20 protein-coding genes and 1 pseudogene are annotated in these 17194 nt (G+C 63.4%); 7 read left to right on the top strand and 14 right to left on the bottom strand.

Annotation, left to right across the window (positions count from 1 at the left end; translation table 11 throughout):
• Window positions 1-160 precede the first annotated feature (160 nt).
• Window positions 161-391 carry a hypothetical protein gene (locus GGC65_RS20825; protein WP_192648899.1) on the bottom strand — a complete coding sequence of 77 codons (231 nt, stop codon included), beginning with the start codon at window positions 389-391 and terminating at the stop codon, window positions 161-163.
• Between the two features lie 1109 nt (window positions 392-1500).
• Here GGC65_RS20825 and GGC65_RS20820 point away from each other — a divergent pair.
• Both GGC65_RS20820 and GGC65_RS20815 read left to right on the top strand, forming a co-directional pair.
• A complete protein-coding gene (locus GGC65_RS20820; protein WP_192648898.1) occupies window positions 1501-2328 on the top strand; it encodes a hypothetical protein in 828 nt (275 codons plus the stop codon).
• Window positions 2325-3434: a rhodanese-like domain-containing protein gene (locus GGC65_RS20815; protein WP_192648897.1), complete on the top strand. Its 1110-nt coding sequence runs from the start codon at window positions 2325-2327 to the stop codon at window positions 3432-3434. The genes GGC65_RS20820 and GGC65_RS20815 overlap by 4 nt, the downstream gene beginning before the upstream one ends.
• A 233-nt stretch (window positions 3435-3667) precedes the next feature.
• Here GGC65_RS20815 and GGC65_RS20810 read toward each other — a convergent pair whose 3' ends face one another.
• Window positions 3668-4756 carry a hypothetical protein gene (locus GGC65_RS20810; protein ID WP_192648896.1) on the bottom strand — a complete coding sequence of 363 codons (1089 nt, stop codon included), beginning with the start codon at window positions 4754-4756 and terminating at the stop codon, window positions 3668-3670.
• A 258-nt stretch (window positions 4757-5014) separates the two neighbouring features.
• Window positions 5015-5548, bottom strand: coding sequence for a hypothetical protein (locus GGC65_RS20805; protein ID WP_192648895.1), 534 nt, complete (start codon window positions 5546-5548; stop codon window positions 5015-5017).
• Between the two features lie 160 nt (window positions 5549-5708).
• Here GGC65_RS20805 and GGC65_RS20800 point away from each other — a divergent pair, with 160 nt between their 5' ends.
• Window positions 5709-5990, top strand: a complete 282-nt coding sequence (locus GGC65_RS20800) for a DUF1153 domain-containing protein (protein WP_413052743.1) — start codon at window positions 5709-5711, stop codon at window positions 5988-5990.
• A gap of 88 nt (window positions 5991-6078) precedes the next feature.
• Here the strand turns inward: GGC65_RS20800 and GGC65_RS20795 are convergent, their stop codons facing one another.
• Window positions 6079-6453, bottom strand: coding sequence for a glycine zipper 2TM domain-containing protein (locus GGC65_RS20795; protein WP_058538768.1), 375 nt, complete (start codon window positions 6451-6453; stop codon window positions 6079-6081).
• Window positions 6454-7108: 655 nt separating this feature from the next.
• Here GGC65_RS20795 and GGC65_RS20790 point away from each other — a divergent pair.
• From GGC65_RS20790 to GGC65_RS20775, 4 genes are all read left to right on the top strand, one after another.
• Window positions 7109-7315 (top strand): cold-shock protein, encoded by a 207-nt coding sequence (locus GGC65_RS20790; RefSeq protein ID WP_079640318.1) that lies wholly within the window; start codon window positions 7109-7111, stop codon window positions 7313-7315.
• 8 nt (window positions 7316-7323) lie between these two features.
• On the top strand, window positions 7324-7578 hold the full coding sequence (gene infA / locus GGC65_RS20785) for a translation initiation factor IF-1 (RefSeq protein WP_192648894.1): 255 nt from the start codon (window positions 7324-7326) through the stop codon (window positions 7576-7578).
• Window positions 7579-7760: 182 nt separating this feature from the next.
• Window positions 7761-7973: a hypothetical protein gene (locus tag GGC65_RS20780; protein ID WP_192648893.1), complete on the top strand. Its 213-nt coding sequence runs from the start codon at window positions 7761-7763 to the stop codon at window positions 7971-7973.
• A gap of 39 nt (window positions 7974-8012) precedes the next feature.
• Window positions 8013-8210 carry a hypothetical protein gene (locus GGC65_RS20775; RefSeq protein ID WP_192648892.1) on the top strand — a complete coding sequence of 66 codons (198 nt, stop codon included), beginning with the start codon at window positions 8013-8015 and terminating at the stop codon, window positions 8208-8210.
• 257 nt (window positions 8211-8467) lie between these two features.
• On the opposite strand, the pseudogene hemA reads toward GGC65_RS20775, so the two are convergent.
• The 10 genes and pseudogenes from hemA to ccoO form a co-directional block, all read right to left on the bottom strand.
• Window positions 8468-9405 (bottom strand): annotated as a pseudogene (gene hemA, locus GGC65_RS20770) (5-aminolevulinate synthase); the annotation flags it as partial.
• A 127-nt stretch (window positions 9406-9532) separates the two neighbouring features.
• The gene (hemN, locus tag GGC65_RS20765) at window positions 9533-10888 is read right to left on the bottom strand and encodes an oxygen-independent coproporphyrinogen III oxidase (protein ID WP_192648891.1); all 1356 of its coding nucleotides are present in this window, start codon (window positions 10886-10888) and stop codon (window positions 9533-9535) included.
• 59 nt (window positions 10889-10947) lie between these two features.
• The gene (locus GGC65_RS20760; protein WP_192648890.1) at window positions 10948-11175 is read right to left on the bottom strand and encodes a hypothetical protein; all 228 of its coding nucleotides are present in this window, start codon (window positions 11173-11175) and stop codon (window positions 10948-10950) included.
• Window positions 11172-11327, bottom strand: a complete 156-nt coding sequence (ccoS, locus tag GGC65_RS20755) for a cbb3-type cytochrome oxidase assembly protein CcoS (protein WP_054731540.1) — start codon at window positions 11325-11327, stop codon at window positions 11172-11174. Before ccoS ends, GGC65_RS20760 begins: the two co-directional genes overlap by 4 nt.
• Window positions 11324-13438, bottom strand: a complete 2115-nt coding sequence (locus tag GGC65_RS20750; RefSeq protein ID WP_192648889.1) for a heavy metal translocating P-type ATPase — start codon at window positions 13436-13438, stop codon at window positions 11324-11326. The genes ccoS and GGC65_RS20750 overlap by 4 nt, the downstream gene beginning before the upstream one ends.
• Window positions 13435-13905, bottom strand: a complete 471-nt coding sequence (locus GGC65_RS20745; RefSeq protein WP_192648888.1) for a FixH family protein — start codon at window positions 13903-13905, stop codon at window positions 13435-13437. Before GGC65_RS20745 ends, GGC65_RS20750 begins: the two co-directional genes overlap by 4 nt.
• Window positions 13902-15359, bottom strand: a complete 1458-nt coding sequence (gene ccoG / locus GGC65_RS20740; RefSeq protein WP_192648887.1) for a cytochrome c oxidase accessory protein CcoG — start codon at window positions 15357-15359, stop codon at window positions 13902-13904. The genes GGC65_RS20745 and ccoG overlap by 4 nt, the downstream gene beginning before the upstream one ends.
• Complete coding sequence (gene ccoP, locus GGC65_RS20735) at window positions 15346-16272, bottom strand: cytochrome-c oxidase, cbb3-type subunit III (protein ID WP_192648886.1); 927 nt, start codon at window positions 16270-16272, stop codon at window positions 15346-15348. Before ccoP ends, ccoG begins: the two co-directional genes overlap by 14 nt.
• Window positions 16265-16423, bottom strand: a complete 159-nt coding sequence (locus GGC65_RS20730) for a cbb3-type cytochrome c oxidase subunit 3 (RefSeq protein ID WP_192648885.1) — start codon at window positions 16421-16423, stop codon at window positions 16265-16267. The genes ccoP and GGC65_RS20730 overlap by 8 nt, the downstream gene beginning before the upstream one ends.
• A complete protein-coding gene (ccoO, locus tag GGC65_RS20725) occupies window positions 16420-17184 on the bottom strand; it encodes a cytochrome-c oxidase, cbb3-type subunit II (protein ID WP_058538806.1) in 765 nt (254 codons plus the stop codon). The genes GGC65_RS20730 and ccoO overlap by 4 nt, the downstream gene beginning before the upstream one ends.
• Between the last annotated feature and the right edge of the window lie 10 nt (window positions 17185-17194).

Genomic DNA, 17194 nt, shown 5'->3' with positions numbered 1-17194 from the left:
GGCTGACGCCCATCGACCAAACTACTTGTGAGAGTAGCACAGGGCGGTGTGCGATGCGCGCCCGTGCCTGGCCGCTGGAAAGATTTGCGATTTCAATCGTCCGTCCCGGGACAATGTTTGCTGCGAGGGCTGGGAAGGGTTTCGGAACGCTTACGTATTCTCAATCGACAACGTCCGGATCGCTCTCTCCTGCAAGAGCGCCGAACAGACGTGTTTGGCATCGGAAGACCTCGGACACGAGTGGCAGCAATTCGGCCATGCTGCAGCGCCGTCCAAGCGCAGCATCAAGCTTTTCGGCGGCCGTGTGAATCGAGGCCAGATGATGATCAATGGCAGGATCGCGAACAACGCGCTTTCCGGCCTGGGCGAAGAATTGAGATATGCTTTTCATGTCGCGATAAGCACATGGCCGCGAAGCCGGCTCAATGGGCTGGCACGTAACGAGACTCGGGCACATTGATTTCTGGTCTCACGGCGCCTCGTCCCAAGTTTTCTGCGGCTAAGAGGCTAACTTTGGCCGTTTAAGGATGGTCCCGTTTTGGTGGGAGACGAGAGAAGCGGACACCCGTGCGCCGCGAGCCAGCGCCAACGCTGGACCTGGCCGTTTGCAGTCAGGCCGGTTTCGGGTGAGAATCTGAGAAAGCAGCCCTTTGCGACATTATGCTTGCACATCACTTGGAGCGACTGGTTTGGGACGTCTGCTCATGCCCCCGCGTCGGTCATTCGCTGTTGAATTGTTCGTTTCCCGAACGGTCGTTGGCTGACGTCGCTCACCTCGGTTATCTCTATTGAACCAACACTGCTGCCCGCCCTCATGCCCGCAACCCTGCGCTCCGTCGAGCGTTAGAAGACGGCGCCCTGACCCTCCTAGTACCTGATGGGCGCAGGCAACCACACTGACCCCGCTGGCATCCGCTGGCGGGGTTTTTCAATCCCTATGCGCGTATTGCTTTCGCTGGGTATCGGCTTACCCTTGCAACACGGACGCTCTCTATCGCGACCCTTGCGAGAGCTGATGGGATTTTCTCTCGCGTAGCCATACCGAGAGAACGGGAAGGCCGCGCTCCACCAGCGCGGCCTTTTTGCCGTAACCTCTCGTTCACCACCGTCCGATAAATTTTACCGGCCCTCGGCAATTCGAGGGCAACCCGGCCCCGCCGTACCCCCACAGTGCGTCGGGGTTCTTGATTTCTTGACGGCCTGCAGGCTATTTCCGGCTGGCTCCCCGCGACCCGAGAAGCGACCCCGTCACGCGGCCCTCGTGTGTCGGGGTTCGTAGCTCTACGCGGACCGGCCGCTTTCGCATCGGCTACATTGAAGTCGCGGCCGGACATTTGATTGCTAGGCCCGCCCCTCTTCCGCACAATTTCAACGCTCCAAAACAAAATCCGCTCGGCGAACTTCAGAAGCCGTAAGAATGCGGCGCGACCCATTTTGCCAACCTCTTGATCGAACAATGAACATCCTGCATTGCGATGGCTCAGGGCATGGGGGGTAGATATGTCGATCGGGATGCGCGCGGCATTGAAGGGAGCAGTTGTTGCTGGGGCCTTCATCGCGGGATCGGCCGGCGCCGGCGCACAGAGCGTCGAGTCCGGCTTCGTTAATAACAGCGAGTTCAAAAGGCCGAGCTTTGCGCCAGGCGACGAGCAGGTTGCTCGCGATTTCGCCAAGGGAGTCGGAAGCGAGTTCAACGAAGATATGGAGCTGCCGTCGTGCATGTGGCGCACGCGGACGCGCAGTGCCGGTGGTTTCGCCGACGGCTACAGCGGCGACGACGGCTATGCGGTCTTCGCGCGCATTCCCGTGCCGGCGGCAGGCACGCGTTTCGACAATCTGACGCTCGGTACCAATCCCACGACCTACCGCCCCGAGTTTCCGCGCGAGGCATTCCTGCAGGTCCACGGGCTCAAGAAATATGACGACCCGATCGTGTGGACTGCGACGCTCGTCCTGCCCCAGCTCGAAGCGAAGGACTACCCGCTCGGCCCACCCTTCCGCGTCGCGACGGTCAAGCTTGGCGGCTATGAATTCCGGACGGCAAAGCCCGTCGTCACGCGCGGCATTCCAACGCACATCGACCTTCCCGATCTTGAGAAGGCGCTCGCCGCGTGGGACGGCACGGGCGGTTTCGAAGCTGCAATTTCGCCGCTCGCTCCGGCAAGCGACGCCAAGGCGCCGAGAGTAAAGCTCACAGCCTTCTATCCCGAGCTCGCGCGCGACATCAAGGATATGCAGGACAGGCTCATGGCGATGATCGCACGCGACCGGGCTAAAAAATGCGCGGTGTTTCCGCGCGAATGCCGCGACGGTGAGTGCGGTCTATGACGCGGCTACTCAAGATACTCGCCGCAAGCGCCGCGCTGGTCGGCGCCGCGACCGCGGCAACGGCAGAGGCACAGCCCGCATCGGACAGCGCAGCCGGTCGCCTCGCAAAGATGCGCCTTTGTCAGGCGGCGCAACGGGGGCTCGCCACGGAAGGCGGCAAGAGCAAAGACGATATATTGCTCGACACCCTCTACACGGCGGCCGGAACGAGCAGTTCGGAGGCGCCCGACGTCCGCAAACGAAAGGTCGCCGCGATCTTCAAACACGCGGAACCGGTCAAAGGCTCGCGTCCCCTGCCCTACTGCGACGGCTCCAGCCTCGCCTGGCAGGGCACTGTATTTTGGCGCGCCGCCGACAGCTGGGCTCCCGAACTCGTCACGTTGATGGTGGAAGAAGGCGCCGACATCAACTTTCGTGACAAGGGGAACGGCCGCACGTTGCTCGACGAGGTGTGGGACAAGTCCGACACATGGATGCGCCAGCCCGAGGAATATGCAGCGCCGCACCAGCGCGTCGCGCTCGGCAAGCAGCTTCTGGATATGTACCACCGGTTTCGCGAACTCGGCGCGCGTCATGCTTTCGAACTCGATCGCCCGGTGCCGTCCCTCGACGCGCAGGAACGCGCGTGTCTCAAGGAAGAAGCGGGAGACGCGCCCGGCGAGGTCGCCGATTATGCGGGAGGGCTGAGCAAGGCCCTATCGGCGCTTACGCCAGGGACGGTGCCCGGCGGCACCCGTGTGTCGGCACGGCAGGCCGCGTGCCTGATGACCGCTTACGGCGACGATATATTCATCATCGGCTCAATCACCGATGACGTGGGGCTGCCGGGCGCGATCAAATTTCCGTTCGTCGGATACAGCGGCACCTTCGAGGACCAATATCAGACGGTCAGCAGGGAAATGGCCAAGATCGCCGACGATCGGCCAATCCTTGTCTACTGCCATAGCGTCAAATGCTTCCTCTCCTACAATGCCGTGCTGCGCCTCTCGCAAGCCGGGGCAAAGAAGATATATTGGCTGCGCGAAGGTCTCGGAGGTTGGAAGGCAGCCGGCTACCCGACGCAGACGCCCGACAGCTACCTCTACCGCAGAGCAACCGGGAAATAGCAATGCGGTCTCCGGATGGTGCTCCCGGACGTCGAGATCAAATTGCGGATAACCCACGGGCGGCTATTGCGGGTTCAACGAAGCGTCCCCACGTTTCGTTGATCGGAAGTGATCGCTCGCTGGTGCGCTTACGGAGCAGCACCGCTCCGTCCTCTGTTTTGATCCCATGACGCTTAGGATCGCCCACGGATCGGCGGAATAGCGAAGGCTGCAAGCCCCCACACCACAGCCGGCTAGAGCCCGGGCACAGCTCCCCTCGCCAGGGCTTCCTGCACGCAGGCCTGCTGGAACGCGCGTGCGGTGCCCGGATCAGCGTTTGCCAGTGCCGCGACTGCCGCCTTTGCTCCGACGAGACGGTCGCCAGCGAGTTCCTCCGTACGGACGTCCCACCAGTCACGAACCTGCCAGCTCGGCCCGGACACCTGGCCCTCGGCGGCAAGTTGCCCGACGAACATTTCGACATGCGCGCGGCACGCAGCGTCGTACGCGCCGCGCGCCTGCGTTGAGTGCGCCGGCGGCACCGTCCGCTTCACGCGCTGCGCACGGTAGCGCGCGGTCAGCGTGCCGCCGTCGACCGAGGCCAGCTGCTTCACCTTGAGTTCCGGATCGCGCCTGCAGATCATTCTAAGACTATGGTCGGCAAGATCATTGGCCGGCCTCGCCGCCTCGCCCTCGCCCTCGCCGAAGGACCTTAATTTCTGGCCCGAGAGCGAGAAGGCCGCGCCCCCGAGCAGCTGCGTTTTTAAAGCGACGCAATCGGCGCGGTAGACGGCCGTCGTGAACGCCACGCCGTCGGCATCATCCTGTGGCAATGCAAAGGCTGTGGCAAAATCGATCGAACCGTGGTCGCGATCGACCCAGTGAAGATCGAAATATTTCGCGCCGTTGGGCCCCAGCGTATCCGGCACGGCAACGGCAACCCCTTTTTTCGCAAAAAGCGCTTCAAGCTCTTCGCCGAGCGCCCTAGCTTCGTCATCGGAAGCCCCTGCCAATGCGAGCCGATACTGCCCCTCGGCACCATCGGGCAAGCCGAGCGCGACGTAAGCGCGTGCCAGATCGCGATGCCACGCGGGGAGGATCGAAAGCATATGGTGACGCGGTGCGACCAGCGTTTCGAGGATGCCCGCTGCTTCGGCGGGGTGACCCGCGTCGATGGCTTGCGCTGCGATCCGAGCGGCAGCAGCATCCCTGTCGGCCTGGCTGCCGTCAACGGCTGGAGGCACGGAAGCACCGACTGCCACGGAAGGGCCGATGACCGCGAGGAGGAACACGGCGATGACATGCCGGCAATGGGTCGCGCCTCGCTTCGTCTGATGCCTCACAAGGTGAGCCTTTGTCCCGCCCGGCTGCGGCGCATCCATTCTCATCACCGATCCCCCATCATTTTACTGCCCTAGTTCCCTCACCCGCGCCCGCTTCTCGCATCCCCGCCGGCGGAACAAAAAAATCGGAAACCTTCCATTAGAATAAGCTGGTTCGCCTGTTTTGCGGCGAGAACTCCCGTGCAAAAAATCAGGCCGGATTTGAGGTGAGCGATATCGTTTTGCGGCGCAGCGACTAGCCTTCGTTTCCTTCATCGCTCACTTGCGATATTGCCATTGATATTCGGGAATATTGTCCTTGCGAAGGAAAGCGGCGGTCCAGAAATTGATCGTCAATCCAGGCTTGCCGCCGTAGGCTGCCGACTGCACGAAAGCATGCGTAGGACAAGCTATGGTGTCCGACCGCGAGGTGTCGATTAATTCGAGGCATTGGCCGACAAACCGTGCCGACTTGGGTCCGGTCGATTCCACGCCCGTGATGCGAGCGATGACGGTTCCAGAAGGTGCCGCGATCTTCTTGAGGTAGGGATCAGCGGTGTCATTCTCCACGATAGTCACAACGCCATTCGCCACGGACAGCTTGATCTTGTGGTCAACACCGTACCATTCGCCATCGATCGCCTTGACCGGATTTGCCGGCAAGTCAGGCACCGTCTGAGCCTGCGCCGGTACTGCCATCAGCGCCAACGCCACCATCATATTCGCAGTTCGCATCTGTTTCCCCCCGTTATAGAATTGAGGCTGCAGCATTCCGCCCAGGCTGGCAATAGCGGCGATCGTTGAGAGGATCACAGCGCTCCATTCGACACACAATTTGGCTCGTCGCCTCCCATGAGCGACGAACGGTTGGGCGCATCCCATGCCCATCCGCAACCTTTTGTTAACCTCGAAACCGCATTTTTGCCGCGGGGGGCACTCATACGGCAGCAGCCGAGCGAATGGAGCGTTCGCAGTGCTCGAATTTATGACGAGGCCGACAGCGGTCGCCGGGCCGGTCGGGCCGCTGACAATCGACGATCTGCCTTCATCGACGGCAGGCTATTGGGTCGCGCGCCGCAAGGGGGAGTTGCTTGCCGCGATCGATGGCGGGCTAATCGGGCTGGCCGACGCCTGCGCAAGATACCGCCTCAGCGGGGAAGAGCTGGAATCGTGGCGCCGCACCATCGACCGGGCGGGCATAGCCGGGCTGGGCGTGACGAAGGCACGCCGCCTGCGCGAGCAGACTGTCGAATAGATTTTTCGTCACCGCCCGCACCCCCACTGCGTGCGGTGTCCAGGGGACGGCGCGAGCAGACTGGTCCCTCTCGCGCCGTCCTTTCACATCAGCGGCATTTCAGTTCACCGCGATCGATAGCCCGGCCGAGCAGCCCGCCGCCGGCCGCGCCGATGATCGTGCCGACCGTGCGGTCACGCCCGCCATCGAGTTCGCGCCCGACGAGCGCACCGACGGCGGCGCCAATGATCAATCCGGTCGTGCCATTCTCGCGGCGGCAGTGGTAGCGGCCATCCTTGCTCCGCCAAATACGGTCGTTGTGCGAAATGCGGCGAGGCTCGTAATAGCGCCCATATCCGTCATAAAGACCACGATCCTTGGCGCGCTTGCCGTGTGCCGGCGCCCAGGGCGGCGGATCCGCCAGCGCCGGGCCGGCGGGAACGGCGAGCGCAGCGAGGACCGCAGCGGCGATATATTTTTTCATGACCCGTCTCCTTCAATCATGGACCGGACGTAGCGGCGCGCAGCCGAACGCCGGCTGAACAACCCGCGATAAAGCGGCCGATTACATGCCGAACGGGTCCTATTTGAACCAGCCTGCGGTCGACGTCCAATTCGCTCCAAGGCATTTTTTTGGCGCAGTGGTACAATCATCACCCGGCCCGCAACATTATCTGCGCCATGCGACCCATGAGACCTCTTCCTTTCAGGAAACCGAGATCTTCATCTGACGCCCGCACGGTTTCGGCCGCGCGCGGCGGAAATAGACCTCGGGCTCCACGTCCCTGTGATAGACGACGAAGTGATGCGCCATCTCCTCTATCGCCCGCCGGACCTGAACAAGCCTATGCAAAAAAAGGCGGGAATAATCTTCGATAACGCGGCATATTTCCTTCGGAAAATTTCAGCAAACCGGTGAATAAATTTGCGAGCGCCTTCTAGAACAAAACTCGTCGGCGACGCATGAAATCAAGGAATTTCTTGACTTTTATATAATCTCGATCCATACGCATCTGGCTAACGTCGCCTGCGACGGAATTTTGATGCCCTTTACCGGGTCTATTTCTTCCCTTCTCACGCTTCCAGCTCTGTCGGTGCTTTTGCCGGCGGATACCCTGTTTTCGTGAAAGGAAACAATCATGCCGATCGGCAACGTCAAATTCTTCAATTCCGATAAAGGCTATGGCTTTATCGCGAACGCGGATGGTTCGGGCGACAGCTTCGTTCACATCTCCGCGGTCGAGCGCGCCGGCATGGCGACTCTCAATAAAGATCAGCGCGTAAGTTACGAGCTCGAGACCGGTCGCGATGGCAAGGTTTCGGCCGTCAATCTCGAAGCGGCCTGACGCTTTAGATGGCCAAGGAAGAGGTTCTCACCTTCGAGGGCATGATCGACGAGATTCTGCCCGACGGGCGATTCCGCGTCGAACTCGAAAACGGCCATCGGCTCATTGCCTACACAGCCGGCCGGATGCGGCGTTTCCGCATCCGATCCGTTGTCGGCGACGCCGTGCGCGTCGAAATGACACCCTATGATCTGACCAAGGGCCGCATCGTTTATCGCGATCGCGGTCCGGGCAGTCCGGGCGCCGCGAGCAAGCGGCGCTGACATCTAACCCAAGAAGACCAATATGTTTCAGAATAGCAGTATTTCCCCGAGCCTTTCCGCCCTTCCGCTAGCAGGAAAGCCGATGCAGCCGCGCCAACGAGCGCTGCCCTCCCCGACCCTCTCGCGGCGGGAACTCAAACGCCTCATCGCTCACATGATCGATTGATCGAAAGGATAGCAGCATGGCCGCAACATCGACGAGTGAACATTATCGTGAGCAGGCCGAACGCTGCGAAGCCGATGCCGCCGCGTCCGATCTGATGGAGGTGCGGGACCGCAACCTTCGTTCGGCCGCCGCCTGGCATGCCATGGCGAGCAGGCAACAGAAGTCCGAGGCAGCACGCGCCGAAAAGGACCGGATTGCCGAGGCTCTGCGAACCCAATGCCTCGCCTGAGCAGGGCCATCCATTCCCGGACCGATTAAGGACAAAGCCATGGATATGAACCAGCTTTTCTACCACCATCAGATTGCGCTGATGGAAGCCGGCCGCGCACGCCAGACTGGACTCGCCACCACCAATTTCGACCTCGCGCGCCACTATGCGAAGCGCATCAACCGTTTCCGCGAAGGTCGCGGCCTTGCACCCAATTTCCTTAGCTACAGTGTTGCGGAAGGATCGGTTGCAGCCTGATCGCCGCCAATGAAGCGCATGGGAGTTTTATATGCGAGAGATGATAGCTGCCGGCGAGAAGAAGGATCGAGCCAGAAAAATCCCCGTGCAACCTTCAGAAGAAGTGCCGCCTCATCCTGATCCCGCGCGCCACATTCCCGAGAAGACCAATCATATCAACGGCCACTCTCCCAAACCCACGTTACAATAGACCGACCTCTGCAGACTATCGATCGCTAGCTATTGGCCGTTTGCGGTCGGGAGGCTTTCGGGAGCATAAGCCGCTGAGCAGCGGCCTGCTGTCCTTCGCGTTCAGATGTTGACACTTTCAGAGGTGGCGAACACTGGCGAGCGCGCCGGCGGCGAGAATTGGCGACAGCGAGGTCGTGAAGATGAAGCCTGGTGCATAGCTGCGAATGCAGTCAATGACTGCGCGGCTCGCGGCGATATAACCGCCCATGATGCCGAAGGCCTCGGCGAGCGTGCCCTCGATCACGCCGACGCGGTGCGCCAGTTCATCGCACTCCGATATACCGCCTCCGCGCGAGCCGTACATACCGACAGCGTGGACTTCATCGAGATAGGTGAGGGCCTGATAGCGATCGGCCAAATCGCAGATCGCGGCGATCGGCGCGACGTCGCCGTCCATCGAATAGACAATCGCGAAGGCGATGAGCTTTGCCCGCGCGGGGTCGGTTTCGGCAAGCAGTGCCTCGAGATGAGCCAGATCATTGTGGCGAAAGATTTTCCGCTCGCATCCCGCATTGCGAATGCCAGCAATCATGCTCGCGTGATTTAGCTCGTCCGAAAATATCACGCAGCTGGGCAGGAGCTTGCCCAGCGTCGCGAGCGTGGCGTCGTTCGACACATAGCCCGACGTAAAGAGGAGCGCACTCTCCTTGCCATGGAGATCGGCAAGCTCGCGCTCGAGTTCGATATGATAATGGGTGTTGCCGCTGATATTCCGTGTGCAGCCCGAGCCCGCACCGACATCAGCGATTGCGGCTTCGATTGCATCGAGGACCGCCGGGTGGTGCCCCATGCCGAGATAGTCGTTCGAACACCAGACGGTGATCGGCCTCGCTTCCCCATCGGCATCAAAGCAGCGCGCGCCGGGGTAGGCGCCGCGGTCCCGCAGGATATCGACGAACACCCGATATCGTCCCTCGTCGTGCAGGCGCGCGATCGCGTCGCTGAAAATCTGGTCGTAGCGCATGAGCCTGCCCCTAAAGGTTGAAATAGCCGGGATATGAGGCTTCTATCTGTCAGGGCGGACACGCTTCCCATTAGGGATAACACGTACAGGTGAGCTGCAGATTTCTGCAGTTAGCGGAGGATTTATATCATGTCCTGCTTGCTGTCCTATCTGCGCAATTGGGAAACATAGGCTCGAGGTCCTCACGAGTGATCGCGCCGCGATGACGGTCGAATTGCGCGGCGACCAGTCGGGCGTAGGGCAGGCCATGGTCCTCGACGACGAGCCTTTCACCCTCCCAGCGAAGGATATTCAGGCGCTCGAAGGGCGCAAGCGCGGCCCGCGCAGACTTTAGCCAGCGCGCGTCGAGGCAAGCGGTCCCGTGGCACAGCAACTCCTTGATGAGCCGTCCGCGCTCGCGGTCATCGGCGTCGATCACAACGCCGCGAACAGCGGTCAACTGATCGGCCGCAATGAGGTCACGATAAACGCCCGCGCGTTTTTCATTCTGGACGATGAGATCGGGAAACCGGCTGATCGCACTGGCACCGATGCCGATCAGAACCGGGCTGTCGTCCTCGGTAAAGCCCTGAAAATTGCGGCTCACCCGCCCGTCGCGCGCGGCGTCGGCAAGCGGATCGGAAGGCAGCGCGAAATGATCGAATCCGACGGGAACATAGCCCGCATCGGTGAGGCGCTCATAACCGCGCCGAGCCTGCTCGAAGCGCAATTCATGGTCGGGCAGATTGCTGGCCTCGATCTGGCGCTGGCGCGGAATCATGTTCGGGAGATGCGCATAGCCAAAAAGCGATATCCGGCTCGGCGCGAGACGGATCGTTTCCTCGAGCGTCTCATCGAGATCGGCGAGAGTCTGACCCGGCAGGCCGTACATCAGATCGAAATTGATGGCGTCGATATCGCGCAGCCGAAGCCCGGCCACGACGCGTTCGATGTGGGAGAGCGGCTGGATGCGTCCGATTGCCTGCTGGATATGCGGCGCAAAAGTCTGCACGCCGAGGCTCACGCGGGTCACGCGAGCGGCAGCCAGCACAAGCGCCCATTCCGCGGAGAAACCGCGCGGATCGAGCTCGATCGATATCTCGGGCCGGTGCGCATCGAAAAGGGTAAGCAACAGGTCGAGCAGGCGCACCAGCTCGACCGGGGCGATCGCGTTAGGGCTACCGCCGCCGAATGCAATGCGCTGGACGCGTCCGCGGCCCCCGAGCCGCTTGGCGACAAGTGTGATCTCCGACTGGAGCGCCGCGAGATAGTCGGCGAGCCGATGCTTGCGTCCCGCCGCGCCGGTGTTGCAGCCGCAATACCAGCAGATCTGCTCGCAAAAGGGGATATGGACATAAAGCGAAATCGGCGTCGCGGCTTCGACTGCGTCGAGTGCCTGTGCATAGGCGTCGGCGCCGACGTCGTCGGCAAATTCCATTGCCGTTGGATAGCTGGTGTATCGCGGCACGGGCCGGGCGAGAAGATCGGGATGATAAGACCACATGCGGCGGTTTTACGCGGCGCCCGCAGCGGCGACATTGACCGGGATCAAAACCCGCCGCGTCAACAGCATCCTCGCTTGCCCGACAGCCGGTCCCGGCGGTCGGTCATGGCGTGACACGCCTTGACGCAACTGCCGGCATCGCGCGGCTGGGCGGGATCGGCAGGCAGGACAAGATGCTGCGCGGCGCCGCCGCACGCCCTGACGCGTATGACGCGCGCGTCGGTCGCGAGCGGTGCGGCGGCGAGGCCCGCCGCCGCCACGACGGCCCCCATCCGGCGCGCGATCATGCGGTTCGATCCTCTTCATCCTCGACGAAGATCCGCAGCGCCGCGCCGTCGAGATCCTCGAACTGCCCCTGGCGCAATGACCAGAAGAATGCGGCGAGCCCGAGCAGGCCGAGTCCGAGCGCGATCGGAATGAGCAATATGAGGCCGTTCACCGGATCGCGCCTTTGAGGCGCAGGGCATTGCCGACGACGAGAAGCGACGATCCCGACATGGCGACCGCGGCGATCAACGGGGTGACGAGTCCGGCGAACGCAAGCGGCACGGCGACGACGTTGTAGACGATCGCGAGCATAAAATTCTGCCGAACGATCGCCTGGGTTCGCCGCGCCATGCGCACCGTCTCGACCACGGGCATCAATCGGTCGCCCATAAATATGCAGTCGGCGGCATTTTTGCCGCCGTCGCTCGCGGAGCCCGGCGCCATCGAGGCATAACCTGCGGCAAGCGCCGGACCGTCATTGAGGCCGTCGCCCAGCATCAACACCTTGTGCCCGAGCGCCGTCTGCCGTGCGATCGCGGCGAGCTTGTCTTGAGGGCTCATACCGGTCTGCGCGGTGAGGCCGAGCTCGCGCGCCACAGGGGCGACGGCTTCGGCACGATCGCCCGACAGGATCATGGCCGCGATCCCGGCTTCGCGCAGCGCATCGACCGCGTCGCGCGCGTCGGGACGCAGCTGGTCGGCGAAGCGGATCGTCGCCACCGGACGCCCGTCGACGGCGAACTGGGTCGCGAGCGCATCGCCCAGCCCGGTGCCGAGCGGCCGACTGAGCGTCACGGTGCGGTCGGCCCAGCGAGCTTCCACCCCGAACCCCGCGGTTTCTCGGATCGAAGCGACCTCGGCGGGACGAACGTCATAGGCTTGCAGCCCGCGGGTCAGCGCTTCGCTGAGCGGATGACGGCTCGACTGAGCCAGCGCGAGGACCAACGATTTGACGCCGATATCGAGCAGCCCGAGTTCGAGCGCCTCGGGGCGGCCAAGCGTGAGCGTCCCGGTCTTGTCGACAAGCGCGAGGTCGACTTCGGACAGGCGCTCCAGCGCCGAGCCATCCTTGATCAGCACCCCCTTGCGCATCAGGGCCCCCGCGGCGACGATTTGCGCGGCGGGCACAGCAAGGCCGAGTGCGCACGGGCAAGTGATGATAAGCACCGCTGCAGCGATGAGCAGGCTGTGATGCCAGCCGGCGCCCGCGATCATCCAGCCTGCGAAGGCAAGCAGCGCAAGGCAATGGACGGCCGGTGCATAGAGGCGGGCCGCGCGATCGGCGATCCGGACATAGCGCGACTTACCCTGCGCGGCCTCGCCCATCAGCCTGGCGATATCGGCGATCGCAGTATCGCTGCCCGCAGCGGTGACGCGAACCTTCAGCGGTGCATCGAGGTTGAGGGTGCCCGCATGAACGACGTCGCCCGGGCGAACCGTCTGCGGCGCGCTTTCGCCGGTCAGCAGCGACAGATCGATGCTGCTCGATCCGCTCGCGATGACGCCGTCCGCCGCGAGCCGCTCACCGGCAGCGACGAGCATGACCATATCCGGCTCAAGCGCCGTCGCGTCCACCCAGCGCGTCGAGCGTTCGTGGCCAAAGACCATCGCACCGGTGCCCATGTTGCGGAGCAGCGCGGTGACGCCGCCCCGCGCGCGGTCGCGCATCACGCTGTCGAGCCAGCGGCCGCAGAGCAGGAAAAAGAGCAGCATTACTGCGCCATCGAAGTAGGCGTGGGCGCCGTGCGTCGCCGTCTCGTAGAGGCTCATGACGCTGACGAGCAGGACCCCGATGCTGATCGGCACGTCCATATTGGTGCGGCGATGACGCAGCGCGCGCCAGGCCGAACGGAAGAAGGGGCGTCCGGCGTAAGCTATCGTCGGCAGGGCGATTGCCGCCGACAGCCAGTGGAACAGGTCGCGCGTAGCCCCCGCCGCGCCCGACCAGACCGACACCGAGAGCAGCATGATGTTCATCATCGCGAAGCCCGACACCGCGACCGCGCGCAGCAACTCACGGCTCGTTTCGGCTTCGGCATCGGCTTCGTCGGGGCCGCTTCCGATCGGGTGGGCTTCGAAACCCAGGCTCGAAAAGGCGCCGATCAGGTCGGGCATGTCGGTGTCGGCGGTATAGGACAGATGCACGCGCTTTTCGGTGAAATTGACGCGCGCGGCGGCGATGCGCCTGTCGCGCACCAGTCCTTGCTCCAGCTTGGCGATGCAGCCCGCGCAGCGGATATCGGGCACCGCGAAGTCGCGTTCGACAAGGGCGGTGACGGTCATTGCAGATCCTCGCGATAGCGGGCTTCGTCGGCGCCGTGCCGGACGATAAGGTCGAGCCGCCAGCGCCCCAACACCAGCGGCTCGACCGAGCGCAGCACGCCGCCCGCCGCCGGCTCGAAACGCAGCGCAGCGGGCGCGGTGCGCCCAAGGGGGTGATTGATGGTCGCGGCGGCCTGAACGCCATCGAGCAGGGCTCCGTCCTTGCGGATCGTCAGAAGGACATGCCGCTCCGCATCGAGCGTGATGCTCTCATTCCACCCCAGCCGGTCCTGCGCATCGGCGCGTTTCAGCCATTCGTTATAATGCTGGCTCGCGACATAGCTGTTCTCGACCACCTTGCCGCCAAAGGTCGACATGGCGAAGCGCGCCATGGTGAAATTGACCGTCATCACCACCGCGAAAAAGACCACGAGAACCGCGGCCATGTGCCAGCCGGTGAACTTTTTGGGCTTGCGCGCGTCGGTCATTGTCCCGCCTCCGGCCGGTCGAACTGGATGATGTCGCTGTCGCCGCGCGGATCGCCGTCGAGCCCGCGCGTACCGATCGTGAAATCCTGCCGCGCCGGACCGATGGCGGGCGCCGCGACGAAAAGTTTGACGCTCGTGACGCTGTCGGCGGGCAGCGCCAGTTCGATACGCTGCCCGGCCTTTTCACGCGAACCGGAGTCGGTCCACAGCACCGCACCGGGAAGCCCGCTGACACTCACCGCGACCCGGCGCGGGCGCGTTTCCATATTGCGCAGCTTCAGCGTGTAATTGTTGCGGATGTGGCCGTCGGAAAGCTGGACGAAGAGCGGGCTGCGCTCGTGCTGGACGGCAAGGTCGAGCCGCGTCCGCTCGCCGAGCGAAAAGAGCATCGCCGCACCGATTGCGGTCCAGACGCCGAAATAGATCAAGGTGCGCGGACGCAGCAGCGTCTTGCGGATCGGCTGCCCGGTGCCGCCTGCCTTTTCGGTCGCCGCATCGTCGAGCGTGCAATAGTCGATCAGCCCGCGCGGGCGACCGACCTGCGCCATCGCCCTGTCGCACGCGTCGATACAGAGTGCGCAGGTGATGCAACCGATCTGCGGCCCTTCGCGAATGTCGATTCCCGTCGGGCACACGGCGACGCACTGGTTGCAGTCGATGCAGTCGCCGAAGCCGCCGGGGTGAGCCTGCGCCTTCTTGACGCTGCCGCGCGGTTCGCCGCGCCAGTCCTTGTATGTCACCAGCAGCGATTTTTCATCCATCATCGCGGTCTGGATGCGCGGCCAGGGGCACATATAGACGCACACCTGTTCGCGCATAAATCCGCCGAGGATGAAGGTCGTCGCGGTCAGCACGGCGACGGTGCCATAGGCGACAAGCGCCGCCTGTCCCGTCCAGAAATCCGCCGTCAGCGTCGGCGCATCGGCGAAATACATGATCCACGCGCCGCCGGTCCAGAAGGCGATGGCCAGATAGATGCCATATTTGATCACCCGCTTCGCCAGCTTTTCGGCCGTCCACGGGCCGTTCGCCAGCCGGACCTGCGCGTTGCGGTCGCCGTCGATCAGCCGGTCGACATGCTGGAACAGGTCGGTCCACACCGTCTGCGGACAGGCATAACCGCACCAGGCGCGCCCGACTGCGCTGGTGACAAGGAACAGCCCGATCCCCGCCATGATGAGCAGGCCCGCGACATAATAGAATTCATGTGGCCAGATCTCGATCTGGAACATGTAGAAACGCCGGTTCGCAAGGTCGACGAGCACCGCCTGATCGGGCGCGTAAGGACCGCGATCCCAGCGGATCCACGGCGTCCCGTAATAGATCACGAGCGTGACCGCCATGATCGCCCATTTGAAGCGGCGGAAGGGACCGTTCACCGCCTTCGGGTAAACGCCCTTCCGCGCTTCATAGAGCGGCGCCGGCTGGCCGGAGAGATCTTCAGGGCTGGCCATCGGCTCCCGCCCCTTCGGCGACGGGCGCGAGCCCCTTCTCGCCGCCGCCCAGCGAATAGACATAGGCCGCCAGCATCTTGATCGTGACCGGATCGAGCCGGCCGCCCCAACGCGGCATCACGCCGTTGCGCGGCTGCGTGATCGTCGCGGTCAGGCTGTCGCGATCGCCGCCATACAGCCAGATCGCATCGGTCAGTTTCGGGGCTCCGACCTGCCGCCCGCCTTCACCGCCCGCGCCGTGACACACCGCGCAATTGTCCGCGAACAGCGCCGCGCCGCGCACCGACGATGCGCTGGCCTTTTCCTGCCGGCTGATCGTGCGGACGAAGCTGACGACGTCGCCGATCTGCGCCGCTTCGAGAATGCCGTCGCGGCCGAAGGCGGGCATCAGGCTGGTGCGTGTCGCCTTGTGGTCCGGGTTCCGGATGCCATGCGTGACCGTATATTCGATGGTGGCCAGATCCCCGCCCCACAGCCAGTCGTCGTCGGTCAGGCTGGGGTAGAGATTCTTCACCCCCGCGCCGCCCGCACCATGGCACTGGACGCAATGGACGCGGAATGCCGCGCCGCCGCCCTGCACCGCCGCCTGCATCAGTTCGGGCTCCGCGGGCAGATCGGTAATCGCGGTTGCCGCGATGGCATTGACCGTCGGCGCGCGGCGCTTCGCATCGGCCGCCATTTCCTTTGCAAGGTCGCCGCGGCTCGACCAGCCGAGGACGCCCTTGGTCGCGCTGTCGACCATCGGCCACGCCGGATAGAGGACGACATAAGCCAGCCCCCAGACGATCGTGGCGTAAAAGGTCCAGAGCCACCAGCGCGGCATCGGCGTATCGAGTTCCTCGATCCCGTCCCACTCATGGCCGACCGTGCTCGTGCCGGTCGCCTCGTCGATGCGCTGTTTCAGATCAGCCATGCTCGTCGTCCTTGAAGATCATGTTCGCGGCCTCTTCGTTGCGGGCGCGCGCGCTCGGCCGGAACGGCCAGGCGATAAGGGTGAGGAACAGCAGCGCCAAGGCGAGCAGCCCCCAGCTATCGGCGAAATGGCGAAGCGCGTCGTAGCTCATCGCGCCGCCTCCGTTTCGCCGGCGCGTTCCTGTGGCGCCGCCTTGTCGACATCGACCAGCGTGCCGAGCATCTGAAGATAGGCAATCAGCGCATCCATCTCGGTCACGCGCGCGGGGTCGCCGTCAAAGTCGCGGACCTGCGCCTTCGGATAGCGCTTCTGCAGATCGCCCGCGCCGGCATCGGGGTCGGCCTGCGCCCGGATGTCATCGTTCGCCTTGGCGATGTCGGCCTTCGTATAGGGCACACCGACGCGATAGAGCGCGGTCAGGTCGTTCGCCATGTCGCCCGTCTGGAGATCGCGTTCGGCGAGGAAGGCATAGGGCGGCATGATCGATTCGGGCACGACGCTGCGCGGGTCGATCAGATGCGCCTTGTGCCATTCGTCCGAATAGCGGCCGCCGACGCGCGCCAGGTCGGGCCCGGTGCGTTTCGACCCCCATTGGAACGGGTGGTCGTACATGCTCTCGGCGGCGAGGCTGTAGTGGCCATAGCGTTCGACCTCGTCGCGGAACGGACGGATCATCTGGCTGTGGCAGGTGTAGCAGCCCTCGCGCATGTAGATGTTGCGTCCGGCGAGCTCGAGCGGGGTATAGGGGCGCATGCCCTCGACCTTCTCGACCGTGTTGTCGATCCAGAAAAGCGGCGCGATCTCGACGATGCCGCCGATGGTGACGGTGAGCAGCGCGAGCGCGCCGAGCAACGTCACATTGCGTTCGATCTTCTTGTGGCTGAAGCCCTGTTTGGCGGGTCTGGTGGCCATGATCCGGGCT

The organism is Sphingopyxis sp. OAS728 (assembly GCF_014873485.1).
Classification (GTDB): domain Bacteria; phylum Pseudomonadota; class Alphaproteobacteria; order Sphingomonadales; family Sphingomonadaceae; genus Sphingopyxis.
This window is presented reverse-complemented; position numbering and strand designations above follow the sequence as displayed.

Bases quoted from the DNA above. Each gene is read 5' to 3' on its own strand.
- GGC65_RS20825 (WP_192648899.1), bottom strand. From the start codon at position 391: ATGAAAAGCATATCTCAATTCTTCGCCCAGGCCGGAAAGCGCGTTGTT.
- GGC65_RS20795 (WP_058538768.1), bottom strand. From the start codon at position 6,453: ATGAAAAAATATATCGCCGCTGCGGTCCTCGCTGCGCTCGCCGTTCCC.
- ccoP (WP_192648886.1), bottom strand. From the start codon at position 16,272: ATGGCTGATCTGAAACAGCGCATCGACGAGGCGACCGGCACGAGCACG.
- GGC65_RS20760 (WP_192648890.1), bottom strand. From the start codon at position 11,175: ATGATCGCGCGCCGGATGGGGGCCGTCGTGGCGGCGGCGGGCCTCGCC.
- hemN (WP_192648891.1), bottom strand. From the start codon at position 10,888: ATGTGGTCTTATCATCCCGATCTTCTCGCCCGGCCCGTGCCGCGATAC.
- GGC65_RS20820 (WP_192648898.1), top strand. From the start codon at position 1,501: ATGTCGATCGGGATGCGCGCGGCATTGAAGGGAGCAGTTGTTGCTGGG.
- GGC65_RS20775 (WP_192648892.1), top strand. From the start codon at position 8,013: ATGGATATGAACCAGCTTTTCTACCACCATCAGATTGCGCTGATGGAA.
- infA (WP_192648894.1), top strand. From the start codon at position 7,324: ATGGCCAAGGAAGAGGTTCTCACCTTCGAGGGCATGATCGACGAGATT.
- GGC65_RS20790 (WP_079640318.1), top strand. From the start codon at position 7,109: ATGCCGATCGGCAACGTCAAATTCTTCAATTCCGATAAAGGCTATGGC.
- ccoO (WP_058538806.1), bottom strand. From the start codon at position 17,184: ATGGCCACCAGACCCGCCAAACAGGGCTTCAGCCACAAGAAGATCGAA.
- GGC65_RS20815 (WP_192648897.1), top strand. From the start codon at position 2,325: ATGACGCGGCTACTCAAGATACTCGCCGCAAGCGCCGCGCTGGTCGGC.
- GGC65_RS20750 (WP_192648889.1), bottom strand. From the start codon at position 13,438: ATGACCGTCACCGCCCTTGTCGAACGCGACTTCGCGGTGCCCGATATC.
- GGC65_RS20780 (WP_192648893.1), top strand. From the start codon at position 7,761: ATGGCCGCAACATCGACGAGTGAACATTATCGTGAGCAGGCCGAACGC.
- GGC65_RS20730 (WP_192648885.1), bottom strand. From the start codon at position 16,423: ATGAGCTACGACGCGCTTCGCCATTTCGCCGATAGCTGGGGGCTGCTC.
- ccoG (WP_192648887.1), bottom strand. From the start codon at position 15,359: ATGGCCAGCCCTGAAGATCTCTCCGGCCAGCCGGCGCCGCTCTATGAA.
- GGC65_RS20745 (WP_192648888.1), bottom strand. From the start codon at position 13,905: ATGACCGACGCGCGCAAGCCCAAAAAGTTCACCGGCTGGCACATGGCC.